Source organism: Streptomyces sp. NPDC005794 (assembly GCF_042871445.1).
Taxonomy (GTDB): domain Bacteria; phylum Actinomycetota; class Actinomycetes; order Streptomycetales; family Streptomycetaceae; genus Streptomyces.
The window spans coordinates 106070-121463 of record NZ_JBIAIN010000012.1 but is presented as its reverse complement, the minus strand read 5'-3'; the positions used below and the strand labels follow the sequence as shown (position 1 = coordinate 121463).

Annotated in this window: 4 protein-coding genes; all 4 read right to left on the bottom strand. The window is 68.1% G+C overall.

All coding sequences use genetic code 11. The features are described 5' to 3' along the window. Positions 1-27: 27 nt before the first annotated feature. Entirely contained in the window at positions 28-2946 is a 2919-nt protein-coding gene (pglZ, locus tag ACFYQ5_RS20505; RefSeq protein ID WP_389199254.1) for a BREX-2 system phosphatase PglZ, read from the bottom strand. Next, positions 2946-6839 (bottom strand): phage resistance protein, encoded by a 3894-nt coding sequence (locus tag ACFYQ5_RS20500; RefSeq protein ID WP_389199252.1) that lies wholly within the window; start codon positions 6837-6839, stop codon positions 2946-2948. Before ACFYQ5_RS20500 ends, pglZ begins: the two co-directional genes overlap by 1 nt. 23 nt (positions 6840-6862) lie before the next feature. Continuing rightward, on the bottom strand, positions 6863-10621 hold the full coding sequence (pglX, locus tag ACFYQ5_RS20495; RefSeq protein WP_389199250.1) for a BREX-2 system adenine-specific DNA-methyltransferase PglX: 3759 nt from the start codon (positions 10619-10621) through the stop codon (positions 6863-6865). A gap of 62 nt (positions 10622-10683) precedes the next feature. Beyond that, positions 10684-15336 carry a BREX system serine/threonine kinase PglW gene (pglW, locus tag ACFYQ5_RS20490; RefSeq protein WP_389199249.1) on the bottom strand — a complete coding sequence of 1551 codons (4653 nt, stop codon included), beginning with the start codon at positions 15334-15336 and terminating at the stop codon, positions 10684-10686. Positions 15337-15394 lie beyond the last annotated feature (58 nt).

Sequence of the window (15394 nt, the reverse complement as noted above, 5' to 3'; positions counted from 1 at the left end):
CGCCCGATGCAGGCGCAATGCGCCGGTTCACAGCCCGAACTGCTCGGTCAGCTGGGCGCGGTGCAGGCGAAGGGTGCGGTTGTCAGGGAGGATCTCCAGGATCTGGGCCCCGTCATAATTGAGGAGCTGGGCGAGGGTCGCTGCGAAGCCAGGTGCACGGGTGGCGGGCTGACCCGCTCGCTCGGCAAGAGCGGTCATCGGCAGTGTGCCGGCCTCGACAAGCGCGACCAGTGCCTTTGGGAGGACGGTCTTGTCGCGTGGCTTACGGGCGAGGAGGTCCAGCTGTGCCTGGTACAACTCGGTGGCCATGAGCCGCTCGACCAGGGCAACAGCAGGGTCTTCGGAGTGCTTGGAGGAGGGTGCGGCCTCGGGCGCGGCCGCCGACTCGGCGGGTTCCTGCGCTACGGGGGGTGCCACCTCGTCCTCGCTGAACAAACTGATGGCGCCCTCGGGGGCAGGCGGGGCGGCCTTCCTGGTCTGCTTCCGGCGCGAGCTCGCCACGGCGGCGTCGGGCACGGCACCTGCGTCCGCTTCGTTCTTGGCGCCGGCCTCGACGACGCCACCGCCCTCGGCGTCCTCCGTCCACCAGGAGGGTGTCGGGTCGCCCAGCTCCCGCCATCCGATCGGCGGCTCGGCGCCGAAGGGAAGCAGGGCGAGGAGCGGGATGGTGAACTCGGCGAGGGTCGCCCCGCCGTGGTAACCCGCCTTGAGCGCGGTGTACCGGGTGTCGTGGTCCCGCAGCGCGATGATCCGCGATCCGGGCTCCGGCCAGACCACCCGACGTCCGGACAGCTCGATCTCGGCCGGAGCAACGGATCCACCCGGAGTGCGGTGGCGGGCCGAGCCGATCGTGCCGCCAGCCGCGTCAAGCTTGGTGCCGCGCCGCTCGACTACATGGCCGTGGTCGGAGGTGAGGAGCAAGGTCATGCCATGCGCGCGGGCAGCCCGCAGCAACGGTTCCAGACCGCCGATCTCCTTGGCCTGCCACGCGCCGTCGCCGAGTTTCTGCTCCTTGCCGAGGCGGTCGTCGACCGTGTTGAGTACGACCGCGACATGGGTGCGCTCGTCGGCCAGGGCTTCGGTGAGAGCGGTAGAGAAGGGCGAGCCGGTGTCGGGGCCGCGCAGGTCATCCTTGTGGAAGACAACCGCCGGAGCCCCGTTCCAGCAGGAGTGCTGGGGGAAGAGCCGCTTCTCGTCGCTCTGGTCACCCTTCATCAGGGTGCCCGCGAACAACGAGGTTCGGGATACGGCCGTGAGGGTAGGCAGCGCGGCAGCCACGGCGCGCCGGACGGGCGCTCCGGTCGCAGCGGGCAGCGGGTCGAACTCGGCCCACTGTCTACGCAGTTCTTCACCTAGCTCCGCCGCTATCGCCGCGCTCATCCCGTCCACGAGGAGGAACAGCACCCGTCGGCCGGGGCTGGCCACGACGGGTGCGACGACGCGGTCTAGCAAGCTCTCCACGGTGAGCATGGTGCCGGGAGCGGTGCCATCCGCGGTCCACACCGCGAGCCGCTCGGAGAATGCCCGGTCCAGTTCGCGGCGCTTGTCCCGCGCCTGCGCGCCGATCCGGCTGTATGCGTCGGCGAGTATGTCATCCGGGTCGCCGCCCGCTTCGAGGTGTTCCAAGGCCCGATCCACCCAGCCGAGTTCACAGATCTGACGTGCGGTGCCCTCAGCGACCGAGGCGATGTCGACCTCAGGCGAGCCGGCAAGCCACTGCCGCAGGCGCGCCGCCATCCTCACCCGCTCGATGCGCGCCCGGGTGGCGCCGTCGGCGGCCAGAGCGTGGTCAGCCAGCGCGGTGACGGCAGCGGTGATCGTGTCGGTGCCGCCGCCGGCAAGGGCACGACCAGCCGCAGTAAAGCGAGCGTCGAGCCCGGCCGAGAGCAGCGGACTGGCAGTCGCGGCAGCCTGTGCCCCGAACTGTGCCACGAGCTGTGCGGCCCGAGTCAGGACCGGGTCGGCGAGCCGGTGCTCGCCTCGGTCGACAAGACCGCGGACGAACGCCTCGCCGCTGGATCCGAAAGAGGCCAGGAGTCTGTCGAGGTCGTCGCCCTGCGCGGGAGGCTGCTCGCCAAGCCACCGCTCAGCGCGTCCACGCGCCCGATACAAGTCGTGGTCGGCCTCCGCGTGCCCCCACAAGGCGGCGCAGACGACCGCGTATGCGGCTGCGTCTGCCCCATGTTCGGCGTTCACCAAGGCGGTGATGATCTTTCCGGTGGAGCCGCCCTGTTCGGGTTCGGCAAGGAAGCGGGCCAGGCCGGCCCGTTCCGGTCCGCGCAGGTCACGCAGGAGGTCGGGGCCGCCAGGGGTGAGGGTCCATCGGAACAGTGCAACGGGGTCGATGCGGTCTCCGTCGTCGTGTGCGGCCAGCCCGCCCAGCGCATCCGTGTCGTGACGGCCGATCCTGAGACGGCGCCTGGCCAGCCGGGTTAGTGCCTCGTCTCGGGAGAGCACTCCCTTACCCAACGATGGCCAGCCGCGGGTGGCTGCCGCGTCCAGGAGCGCTTCGGCTGCCCAGGTCTCGCTGCGCAGTCGCCCGTCGAGGCCGCGCGCGTCGAACGCCTCCTGCACGACCTCCCAGTTGTCAACGGACCGGATTCTGCCGCCGTAGACGCGAGAGAGCAGCCCGGGGTCGAGGTCGGTGTCCTCACGGTCGGTGAGAACAACCAGGACCTTGGGGTCGGGGGGAGTTGTCGCGTCGAGGTGGCCCAGGACCTGCTCGTGTACGGCCAATACCGAGGGCCCGACGGCCACGCGCGCCCGCAGACCGCCCGCTGCCTGTTGCACAGCGGGCCCATCCCAGGCCGGATCGGCCCGCAGCAGCAGGACGCGGACCGTGCCGTCGCCGAGCCGGCTGCGGGCGGCAAGGTACTGACGGACAGTCCCCGGCGGCAGCCGGGCGAGACCAGTAGACACGGACGCTGTAGTGACGGCGTCGGACATCAGTCGACAACCTTCCAGACGACCTCGACGGTGGCGTTGGGGTTCTCGGCCGCGAGCGCCGCGATCTCCGCCTGCAGCTCGGCGGCAGCCCTCGCGGCGGTGGTCCGCCCGCCGCCGGAGCGGACAAGGGACCGAGACGGCGTGCGGGGCCCCGGCTGCGCCACAGGCTCCGGCAACACCTGCGGGTGAGCGGAGCCGCCGATCAGGTCCACACCGTCCGAGCTCGGCGATGGAGTGGCGGGGGTTTGGTGTTGCTCGGCCATGGTCTGTCGGGACCTCAGCAGAGACAACACCTCCCGGCCCCCCGCATTGAGTACGCCAGGCAGGTCGGGGTAGTCCCCCGGATCGCCGGCGGCAGCGTCCCGTACGCGCTCCAGGACGGCCGCGCCTCCTGCATCGAGGGTGTCGGCCAGGCCCAGCTGATCCCAGCTGGTGTTCTGCAGCGCGGTGGCAACCTTCCCGGCGCTCTTGAGGGACATGGCATAGCGGTGAGCGGTGAAGTCGCCGAAGTCGAAGCGTGCGAGCCGGTCAACGACGGTCTTGGCGTCTATGCCGACCTCGGTCACCGACTTCACCAGCTCCTGCGCCCGCCGGGCGAGGACGAGGCGGGGCGAGTCGTCGTCGAGGCGCAGGAAAGAACGGTGCTTCTCCAGTTCTCCGACGAGCCGTCCTGCGTCCTGGGCGAGCACGGCGGCGGCCTGCTTGATCTGTCCGGCGAACTGGTTGACGATCCGCCCGCGACGCAGTTGCGGCGCCCGGTCCCCGAGCACGGTCTCGTGCCGCTTGCGCGCCTCGGCCCAGTCGTCCTCACCGGGCAGCGCCTGCTCGCGCAGGGCATAGTCCCGCTTCAGCTCATGCGGTGCGGGCGCCGGTTCAACGGGGACACCGCCGCGTACCCACACCCGGTCGGTCATCTCCGCGTAGGCGGCGGCGAGCAGCCGGCGAAGCGGCTCGGACAGTCCGCGCGGCTCGGGAAGGTCGCTCCAGTCGTAGAGCTTGACCAGAGTCGGCTCGGCGGCTCCGTCCCGGCGGGCCTGGCTGGTGAAGTGGTCAGGCCAGGTGGTGGACTGCCGGTAGTACGCCTCCCGCATGGTGCCGAGCCCGAGGCCGCCCGCGATCCGCGCCATGGTCTTGCGGTCTTTGCCATCGACCTCGACCTGTCCGTCGCGGTCCTCGGCGGCCTTGCGCACGTACTCGAAGACGGCCCTGATCTCGGCAGGCTTCACAGACTTGCCGGCGCCATCGGGGTCCAGGTCGGGGTGGGCGGGGTACTGGTGGACAAGCAACCTGCCGGCCAGATCGCGGGCAGCAGCGTCCAGCGCTGCACCGAGCGGAAGCCGAAGCTCGGGCACATCCTGCTGGGCGACCAGGTGGGTGTCGAAGCCGAGATCGACGACCCCTTCCTGCTTTTGCGCGAGCCCGTACGCCTGCCGCAGCGCCTGGGTGACGCGCTCGGTGAGGATGTTGCGCTGCGACTGCAGCATGCTCTTGGCGCGCGCCTTGTCGTCAGCGTTGAGGCTGCGTGCGAATTCGGAGTCGAAGCGTGCCTCGTCGGCGAGAGCCTTGTCGATGACGACGAGACGCTCGAAATCACTGCGGGAGGCGTCGGTCAGGTGTGTGGGCAGCCAGGCAAGGGTGCGCGAGTCGCCGCCCGGCTTCTCCCGCAGAGCACGCAGCCGCTGCAGGTCGTCCATCGGACCGAACTCGCCCTCGTCATAAGGGAAATCGACGACCAGCCGCCAGGCGTCGTCCTGGCTGGGCCGCAAGGTCGCCTCGGACAGCGAGTCGACGTCGGCGACGTGGCCGAAGACCACCTCGATCTGTCGTTCGGTGCCCTTCCACACAAGGTCGAGCACGTCATATGCGTCGAAGCCCCCGGGCCCGTCGCCAACCCCGAGCGCGTCCTTGAGCAGGCTGCGCATCTTGGCACGCCGGTTGCCCAGGTTGTTGTGGACCTGGGCGTTGGCGAGGACGGCGTCCAGGTCGACGCCGGTGAGCTCCAGGCGGACCACCGCCCCCGGCCCGGTACCGGCGACTTTGATCTCGGGGAAGGTCGCCGCCCACTCCTTCACCTTCTGCTCGAGCCGGCCGACCTCGGTGCCCGCGATGCGGGTGGTGATGGAACCGTGGTTGAGGGCGTGCAGCCTCGCCAAAGTGAGGTCGGCGAGCGCGGGCACGCTGGGCGCGAGTGCCGACAGCAAGAGAGTCTGCAGGAGTCGGCTGTCGCCGGTGAAGTCGCGGCAACGGGCCGCGAGCTGTGGGTCGCCCAGGCTCTCGGGAGAGCGTCGGTACGCCTCGACCTGGTCGTCGGTAACCTGGTTGGTCTTCAGCAGGTACGGGCGCAGTTTGTCCCGGTATAGCTTGTCGGCAGCCTCGAAGTGGACGTTAGTCTCCCCGCTGAACGCCTTGTCGCCGCCGCCCGCGATCGCCGGATACAAATCGCCGAGCGGCACGAGCTGTCCGAGCCGCCAGTCGTCACGGTGGTCGACGAGCAGCTGGCTCATCAGCTTCAGGCCGGTGCGGGAGCGCTGCAGCGCGGCGGAGATGTGCACCAGAGTGTCCATGAACGCTGGCGGGAACGGGTACGTCCGCCTAAAAGCGTCCTCGTCCGCGCCGGTGGTGGACTTGTCGTGGCCCAGCAGGGTGTCCCACACGTCCGGGCCAAGCTTCTTGGCTTCGGCGAACGCCGCGTCCACCTTCGCCTCGGCCCCCGGCACGGGCTTGAGCAGGCGAGCCTGCGCGATCTGAGGAAGGTTGCGGTCCTCCAGGACAATCTCGTCGTAACGCCCGCCGTTGAGCTTCAAGGTGTCCTGGACTGCCGCCTCGGCGGCACCCGACATCTCCTCACCGACCAACTCACGCAGATCGCGCTGACGGGCGATGAACGACACCACCGGAATGGCACGCCGCTCGTCACCGCCCTCCACGAAGTTCGTCACCTTGCTGGATTCCCTGCCCAGCACCTTCTGATCGTGGATGAGAGTGGCCAGCCACAGGATCAGCTCGTCCATGAACAGGATGAGCCCGTCGTAGCCCAGCGCCTTGGCGTGCGCCGCGATGACGCTGAGGCCCCGGTCGAGGGAGATGAAGCCGCTGACGTCCTCGGCAGCTTTGCGCGCGAAGGCGGGGAACAGCGTTCTTGTGAGGTCCTGCACGAGGCGGGCACGCAATTCCCTCGGCGTGGAGGGAGTGTCCAGATCGAGGCTCTTGGTGTTCTCGTGCTCCTCCACCGCGTCCATGGCCTCGTCGAGAAGGCTGCTGGTCCAAGTGAAAGAATCACCCCATTCGTCCTCCTGGATACCGGCATCGGCGAGCTGTGCGATCACCCAGTCGTCGCCGTTACGGCGGCGCTGTTCGGCGAAGTCCTCGAAGATCCCGTCGGTCCGGTAGACCTGCGGCAGCGGGCAGTCCGGATGCAGCTTGCGTACGTGCTCCACGTACTTGCCGAGCACCCGCTGCTCCAAGGACTTGGAGCCGAGCATGTGGTACGGCACCAGCAGGAACTTGCGGTCGTCCGCGTCCAGCCAGGAGTGCCGGGCTCGCACCGGATCGAGCTCGCTACGGTTCCGAGCCGCCTGGTTACGCGAGAGCAACGCGTAAAGCACCGCCATGAAGTGCGACTTACCGGAACCAAACGAACCGTGCAGATATGCCGCCTTCGACGAGTGACTGTCGAGCGCCGACTTGATCAGGTCCAGGGCCTCGTCGAAGTTACTCAGCAGCCGGTCGGTGACGACGTAGTCCTTCAGGGCTGCCTCAACCCCCTCGGGGGTGACCGCTTCGTTCAGCTTCAGCACGAAGTCGGAGGTGGACACCGACTCCGGGATGTCGATCAGCTCCCGCAGAAGCGGCCGGTCCTCGGGGCGAGAGTTGTTCTTACTCATGAACGCCATGGTGTTTAAGCTCCTCGCCCTAATCAGTCGGACTCTGCGCCGGTGACGGCATCGGTGACGTTGTCCGTGGCGGACATCTGGACGGCGGCTCTCGCGCCCGTTCGCTTCTTGGGCGCGGCTGCCTTCTTCGCGCCCCCTCGGGTGGCCGCGGCCAGGCGCCAGGCCCGCAGAACGTCGTCGGTCAGCCCGAGCTCGCCCTGCTTCTGCTGCCGGAATGCCAGGACCTCGGCGGCCGGCGACGCCCCGAACTCCGGGTCGTACTCGCCATGCCACTGCTCCAGCCACGGCTGCAGCTCAAGCAGCCCGGCCAGATACGGCACGATCTCGTCGTCGCCGAGCCCTGCCTGCTGGATGTGGGAGGCGAGCGCGAGGGCCTGCTCCAAGTGGTTCCAGCCGGCCCACCCGTACAGCTCTGGCGACTGCGCGTTGGCCATGCCATACGACACGAACCGCTCCTTGGGCACATCGAGCTTGCCGCGCGCACGCCAGTAGCTCGGCTTCAGGAAGTCCGCCGTGGTGTACTTCGGCGGCACGGGCGTCTCCTTGCGGATCTGCCGCTTGGTGGGCTCGTCTGGTGCGGCGTCTACCTCGCGCTGTTTCTCCCACACGTACTCCCAATCGGCGCGCTTCCTGAGCCCGGTCGGCTTGTAACGCAGCGCCGAGATGAACGGCACGTGCTCCTCGGAAAGCAGCTCCCGTACGGTCTTCGAGAGGTCCTGCCGAGGCGCGTAGAGCTCAGCAACGGACACGAAATTGTCGTCGGCAGAAAGGTCTTCTGCGAGGCGGGCGAGGGTGGTCACGGTGGGGTTGCCGCTCGCGTCGAACCAGTGCTCACGGTCCTCAACCCGGTCGAGCAGCCAGGACTTAAGAGCCTTCTGGCGCATCGCATCCCAGCCCTCAGTTGCCCAGCGCCGCTTGTACTCCGGGCGCTCCACCATGCCGATGGCGCGGTTCGACTCGATGACGTCGATGCGTTTCTGCACAAGTGCCCGGTACTCGGCGGGCCAGTGGGAAGGAATCTCAGTGATGGGGGTGGAGCCATGCCGCTTGAACCACACCTCATTGACCTCGCCAGCTGCCACCCGGCGCGCGAGCACGATCTCGAAGGCCCGCTCGCCGAGACTGATTTCGGGTGCGTCGGTTACGTCGGGCAGACGCAAGCTCTCGGGGTGCAGGTCGTAGAGGGAGTACACCTGCCAATCCAGCTCCTCCTGCAGCGCGATCATGCGGCCGCGGGTGGCGCTGTAGCGGTCCTTGGCTTTGCGGAGCGCAGCGGCTGTGGGGGCGGGCTCGACCAAGAGGGCGGCGGGCGTTGAGGCCGAGAGCTGCTGCGCGAGGGTGTCGAGCTCGGTGGCGAGGGCGGTGGGGTATTCGGCGGGGATAGGGAATTCCTGAAGCTTGGTTCCGGTGAACTCGTAAAAACGTTCCCACTCGTCATGCATGAACCCACCGGTGCCTGACTGGCTACCCTTATCGTGGCTCACCATCTTGAGCCAGAACCCGGCCGTGGAGCTGTTGAGCAACCCAAGCAGCGCCAGATGCTCTTCCGCCGTGGCGTCCTCACGGAGTTTGATTACCTGCGCCGAGTCCTTCACGGGGAGCCGGCCGTTCTGGAGGTAGAAGTGATTATGCGTCGTAACCTTTGCGTAAACGATCAGCTTCTGCGCCTTGACGCGGACGCCGTAAACCTCACGCCATGAAATCCAAGGAAGGCCCCTGTCTAGCATCGTGATGCTGAAGCGCTTGCGAAGTTCCAGTACGTGACGAAGTGGCCACATGAAGCGCAGCAAGTCCTCAATCTCTGCGCCTTCGAGGAGCTCCATGTCCTGGCCGTACGGGCTGGAGAGCCAGGTCGCGCCAGCGAGTCCCCAGTCCCGTACCTCGTCGCCATTGGCGGCAGCGGTGGGTCTGGCCCCTCGCTGGCGGGCGGCAGCAGTGTTCACCGAGCCAAATGCGTTGTCCTCACCAGTAACGATAGACAGGCCGAGTTCTTGTGACGCGGTTCGCAGCCGCTTTCCCGTGCTATCGACGATCTTCAGGATGTCCGGAGCGGCACCTCCTGTCAGACTCCACGAATGTTTTGACAGGTCGTCACGTTGCGTGTCTCGAACGCTGATCCAGTCACTCTCGGAGCCCGGGGAGTCGGTCTGGCGAGTGATAGCCCGCCAGACGAGTCCATCCTCCGCCCTCTCCGGAGCTGCTGGCTCCCCCTGAACACTCCGGACCGTGCGGATAGTTGCCCGGCGAGCGCCCGTGTAATCCAGCGGGCGGCCGACGAGGATGACCGTCGGCGTCCCATGCCCCGGGATGTAGGCCCCCGACGTGTCGATGACCTCCGTCAGTTCGACCTGATCTCGGAAGAAGCTCTCGATCAGCCTTGTCCCGAACTCCCTCTTCATGAAGGAGTTCGCCGTGATCTGGCCGACCATGCCGTAGCCGAGCCCGGACTTCTCCTCCCCCCGAACCGCGAGCTCGAAGAAGCGCTGCGCGAATGGGACCGACAGCGCGTACGTACCCGCGCACGCGCTGTACAGCTTGCGATACAGCTCGTTGAGCGTTTTATCCTTGACCGTGATGTAGGGAGGATTCCCCACGACTACGTGGTAACGGCCCCGGTTCAGGATCTGCGGGTACTCGAACACGTCCTCCGTGCTCAGCGCGTAGTACGGGTCTTCGGCCTCGCCCGATTCCATACTGTCGCCAAGGCTCAACTGCTCGTCGCCGAAGAGCCCCTCCTGCCGGTGCTCCGTCGGCAGCAGCGAGTCACCCACCGCCAGCTGGACCGGCCACTCGTACTGCCGCGCCTCTGCGAACGTCCGCATACCGCTCGAAGCCATCGCCGCAACCAGCAGCCGGAAGCGGGCCACCGCAACCGCGAACGGGTTGAGGTCCACCCCATGCACGGACTTCAACGCCGCCCGCACCCGTTCGTACGGGCCGACTTCGGGGCGCTGCGACGCCCACATCCGCACCAGCCGCCGGAACGCCCCAAGCACGAAGTGCCCCGACCCACATGTCGGATCGATCATCTTCAGTTCTTCGAAGCCAAATTCCCGCACTGCCGGGGTCATAGTCCGGTCGAGGATGAACTCCTCCACGAATTCCGGGGTTTGCAGCAGCGCGTACGTCTTGCGGGCCGCCTCGCTCAGATCCTGGTACAGGTCGCCGAGGAACCGCGTGTCCCATCCCTCGGTGCCGTCGTCGCTCTGCGGGTCACTGAAGTCGTGTACGAGAACAGGGCCGCCGACACCGCTGTCGCCGTCCCCGCCGAGCTTTCCCTCGCCGACGCGCTGCTCCCGCCAAAACGCGAGCAGCGCACCCGCCCCGTCGTGCGAAAGGGGGATCTGGTAGAGCGGGTTGTGGTCGCGGTCGAAGAGCAGCTGGCCGGCCTGCCCGGCGCCCAGCTCTGCGAACCCCGTCTCCAGCCAGCCTCGGTACGTCGGGTCGGCGTCCTTCTCCAGGTACTCCTCGTACCGCGCCTGCGCGGTCTCGCGCCCAGCCACATCCGGGGCGGTGATGTACGGCTCAGCGATCAGCCGGTTGTCCTCGCTGAAGCGGACGAAGACGGTGCCGAGGACCCAGGCCACCGCAACCTGGGTGATCCGCTCCCCGAGCCAGGCGTTCCACGTCGCAGCCGTGCGGCCCAGCTTCCGGGCCTGTTCATACTCACCGCGCAGCCGCGTCCCTACCTCGGGGACAGCTTTGACCTGCTTCTCAAGGTCGGTCTCTGCCGCCTTGACCTGCTTCTGCAGGTCGGCGAGGAGGCTCTTGCGGTCGATCACGGAACGGCTCCTGGAGAGAAATCGGAGAGGGCGGAAGAAGGCCGGGTCAGGAGGGGAAAAGGTCAGGCGACCGGCGCGAGGTGTTTGCGCGCGACCCAGGCATCGGGCACGACGATCCACTCATCGAACCCTGCCTGATACGGCACGCTTTGCCCTGCCAGCCGCGGTGCTTTCGCCGGGTCGGACTGGGCAACGAGCAGCCACAGCGGGCTGCCACCTTGCCGCGCTTCCTCCGCGAGCCTTACAAGCAGGTCCAACGCGTCGTACCGGGCGAGCACCGCAGTGTGGGTAAGGAGCAGCGGTCCCTGCCCCTGGCTCAGTCGCTCTCTCAGCTGCGGCTCGATGCGCCCCCACGCCTTGTCTGTACGGATGCGCAGCTGCTGGTGAGCCCGGCTTCCGGGTTCGGCAGCGTCGGCCTTGAGGACGGTCTCCCAGGTCGGTCTGGCCGCCTCGCCGATCACACTGCGCAGTTCGTTCACGAAGAGCCCGGTCAATGACACCGGCCGCACACCGTACGGCTCGTCCGTCAGGTGCCGCACCGTCTCCTCAGCACCCCGGTGGGGCACCGTCAGGACGCGGAAGCCGTCCTGTCGCGCCGAGTGGCTGAGCCGCTGTTCTGCCTTGACTGCGGCGGCGACGGCCGCGTCCGCGTCGTACTGGGTGGGGGCGGATCGACGGGCCGCCGAGGCTCCCCAGCTCGCCGAGGTCAGGCCGGCGGTGGCGTCCCCAGCCGGACGGTCCGGGATGAGGCGGAGCACCTTGTCGTAACGCGTCGCCAGCTTCAGCTCGAAGCCAGCCTGCTTCAGGTGGCGGACCAGTGCGCTGCCCTTGGGCAACTCGCATGGCACCAGCGGGTCCGTGCCCAGGTCAGGGAAGCGGGTCGTGACTCGCTTGTGCAGGGCGTCAACCGTGAGGCCGGGCAGTCGCTCCTCCTCGACGCCCGACTGCACGGCGACCACACCGGCCTGGGTGATCCTCAGCGCGCGAACCAGGTCCAGGTCGCGCGGGTAGATCTCCAGTCGGGGGGTGAGAGCGGCTCGGTTGGAGGCTGCCACCGCGATCTCGGCGGTGCGCCGCTCGTCCCAGCCGAGGTTCCCCGGCGGCCGTCGCACCGCGTCCAGCTCGGTAAGGACGGTGCTGGCAGTCGGCAGGGATTCCAGGTCCGCGAGTCGGTCGGCTCGCGCGCCCAGGTTGAGCGCGTATTCCTGCAGAGCGGGCAGCGTCGGGGTATCCGGGCCGTCCACGCCCTCCCGGACATCGATGGCGAGCAGGCCGAGCACCGGATCGGCGCCCTTGGGCATCCGGGCATGGAAGTAGCGGAAGAGCGGCGGGGACTCGTTGTTGTAGCTCTCTCGCTCGACCACCGCGCGCAGGAGCGACAGGGCGAGCGCGCGGCGGTCGCGCCGTTCCACGTGCTGGGTGCCGCGCCGGGCGATCAGCGCGTCGGCGAGCTCGATCACCGGGGCCACCCGTCCGCGCTCGGCAAGAAGCTCCACCACCTCCTCGCGCAGGAGTCCAAGGGCGGCGTCCTCGTACCAGCGCTCGCGCGCCTTCCTCACGATCTGCGGGATACGGCCCGCGGTCAGGCCCACCGCGTCTGCGACGTCCCGCTGCCGAACCCATGCCAGGCCCTCAGGCAGCTTGCCGGCCTCGTTGGGCAGCCGTAGTAGCAGCCGGACCGCTTCGCGCTCCTTGGCGTTGGAGCGGGCGCTGCCGCTGGATGGCTTCGGGACCAGGCGAGCGGCCAGCGCGTCCAGGCTCAGCGCGCCCAGCAGCTGCGGGTCAGTGACATTTCCGCCGCCGGCGGCGACCGATTCGGCGACCGCCTGTTCCAGTTCGGTGATTTCCTGGCCGGCTGCCTTGCGGGCTTCCGCGCTGAGTGGTGCGGGGGCCGCTTTGCCGAGTCGGAGGTTCCACTCCTTCTGCCGACGCTGAATCTCCTCCCGGGTGCGCGAGCCCATGCCCGGTGCAGTGAGGAACTTCCGCGCCGAGTAGTCCAGTACGTCCCCAACGGTGTTCAGACCCATGGCGAACAGCTGGGACTGCGCGGAGAGCGTCAGACCTGCCACGGACAGAGGCGTCGTACGGTCAGCTCTGGCCGCCTGCTGGTCACGAACCTGCTCGACGGAAGCATCGTCGTCCTCGCGGCCGATCTGCGGCCCGGCTTCCTGCGTGGTCCCTACGCTTTCCGCCGTACCGTGCCCGGAGCTCGGAGCAGTTGTCCGCTGCGCATCCAGGAAGAGTGCCTGCCAGGCACGCTCCATCGGCTTCAGGTCTGAGTACCGGTCCTTCACGTCCCGCGCCAAAGCCTTGCGGAAGAAGGCGACCAGGCCGTCGCGAACTGCCGGCTCGAATGCGTCGGCTGCGAGCTGCGGGTACGGCCACTCCGTCGGATCGGTTTGCCGGGCTGTGACGGCACCGTCACCCCATCGGGGGAGCTCGTTCGACGCCATCTCATGCAATGTCGCCGCGAGCGCGTACCGCTCGGCATGACCGTCGTACGAGCCGCGCGTGATGATGCCCAAGAACGGGTCGAGATAGCCCTCGGTGCCTGCGTCGATCTCCTTCGCCGGGTATCCGGCGAGGGAGAAGTCGATGAGCACGAGCTGTCGAGTGCCGTTTGGACGGATTCGAATGGCGATGTTGTCCGGCTTCAGGTCCCGATGCCAGATTCCCTCCGCCTCCAAGTGCTCCACCGCGCCAAACAGGTACTTTCCGTACGCCTCCATCTGATCCATGCCCAGGCGGCCGTTGTCTCGCAGCTGACGGGCGACGGTGTCCTCACGCCGCCTCAGCCCTTTCCCGTCACCACGGTCCTGGTCCTTCAGCTCTCGGCTGTCGCCGACGTATTCGAGAGCGAGCACCCCCCGCCCCGCGAGAGTGATCGGCTCCCGCTCGTACAGCGCGATGATGCTGGAATCCCGGTGGATGCGGCCCAAGACCTGGGCCTCACGCTCCAGGACCGCGTGCTTGGCCTCGCTCAGCGAGACCTTCAGCACAGCCATCGGCAGGGCGCCGCTACGCCGCGGCTCGCCCGCGAGATCTCTCACCAGGAACGCCCGAGACGTCGAGCCCGTGCCGAGCCGGCGAACAACCTCCCAGCGCCCGGCCAATACATCCCCGGCCACGGCCTCAAGCGGGTCCTTCTCCGGCTCCGGCTCGCCCCGATCCTCGTGCGTTTCCGATCCCGACCCGCTGTCGCCCGTGCCGACGGAGTCCTTTTCGGTGAATGCCTGCTCTACGTACTCCAACATCTCCAGGAAGTCGTCGACCGTGGACAGGCGACGGCCCGGTTCGTACGCCGTGGATGCCTCCACCAGGTCGTCAATGTCCGGGTTAAGTCCGTCAACCAGGGCGCTCGGGCGCATGCTCTCACCGGCTTCCAGGCGGGCCATGACCTCGCTCTGGCTCGCACCTGGTGCCTGCCCGGTGATCAGCAGATACGTGAGGACACCGAGCCCGTACACATCAAGGCGCACCGGATCGGCCTTCGAAATCCTCAACTCCGGCGCCAGGTACGGATCAGCCTGCTCCGAGACATGGAACCCGGACACGTTCGTCGGAGCCAGGGTCAGAGGCCGGCCGCGGCTGGCGCTCTGGCCGGTGGCGATCTGCCAGTCCGCGATCTGCGGCCAAGGACTCAGCCAGCGCTGTTCTTCGCTGAGCTCCCGGCCGCGCGGGCCGCGGTCACGCGGAATGATGTGCACCGCGTGAGCCGAGAGCGTGCGGTGATGGACGCGGCGGGAGTGCGCGGAGCGCACCGTCTCGGCAAGCTGCCGCACGAGCGCGAGACGGCTGCGTAGGTCCAGCTGCTTCCCGTGCTGGACCAGAAAGTCGTCCAGCCGCAAAGTCTCCGGGTGGTAGTCGAACAGGATCGTCGGTCCGGCCGGATGGCCCGAGGGTAGGTAGCTCTTCAGCTGCACCGCACCCGGGTGCCGAAATCGGCTGAGCACCAGCGCCTCGCGAGCAGCGGCCTGCTCCACCGAACGCCGCTCGGCGTCGGAGGCACCACGCTCGCTGAGAAAAACCCGTACCCGCGCCAGGTCGTGCAACTGGGAATGACGGCCCAGATAGTCGGCCCAGGTAGGCCCAGTGTCGAACGCCTTCGCGTCTAGGAGATAGGAGCCCACTTCGTGCTGACGGCGGATCGGTGCGATGCCGAGCTTCTTCAGGGCGGCGTCGACGCGGCGGGACGTCTCGGCCGTTATCCGGCGCCGGGCATCCCCCGGCGGCTCGGCCAACATCTCCACGAGCTGCTTGACCGTGAAGACGCCGTTCAGATCGGCGGCCGGAAGGTTCACGTGGAGCTTGTCATCGGTGAAGCAGACCGCCTCGCCCACCCAGATCTTCGGCCGGTCCCCGGGCCGGCCGGTGACGTCATTGATCAGGCCGGACAGCTCCTTGGCCTTCCGGTTCGCTAGATGCAGGGGGTTGCCGTGTCGCCGCTGGGTTCCACCGGGCGTGATCTGCACCCAGTCGTTGCCGCCGCCGCGTACCGAGCCGTGCCAGTCCTTCAGCTCGAGGAGGAACACTCCGGCCGGTGAGGTCACCAGAAGATCGATCTCGCGGACGTGTCCGCTGTTCGCGGTGAACGTGAAGTTCGACCAGGCGCGCCACGGCTCCTCGTCTGGCAGGCGCCTGCGGATCGCTTCTAGGCCGCGGCGCTCGTGCTCGTGCTCGGACTCGGTGACCGCCGTCCACCGGCCTTCCCGCATGCGACTCCCCGCCTATGTCTGTTCGCGCCCATTCGTGACTGCTGCGACCCTGCCCCCG

What these genes read in the sequence shown, in the direction of transcription:
- pglZ (WP_389199254.1), bottom strand. Translation starts at nt 2,946, where the DNA reads ATGTCCGACGCCGTCACTACAGCGTCCGTGTCTACTGGTCTCGCCCGG.
- pglW (WP_389199249.1), bottom strand. Translation starts at nt 15,336, where the DNA reads ATGCGGGAAGGCCGGTGGACGGCGGTCACCGAGTCCGAGCACGAGCAC.
- ACFYQ5_RS20500 (WP_389199252.1), bottom strand. Translation starts at nt 6,839, where the DNA reads ATGGCGTTCATGAGTAAGAACAACTCTCGCCCCGAGGACCGGCCGCTT.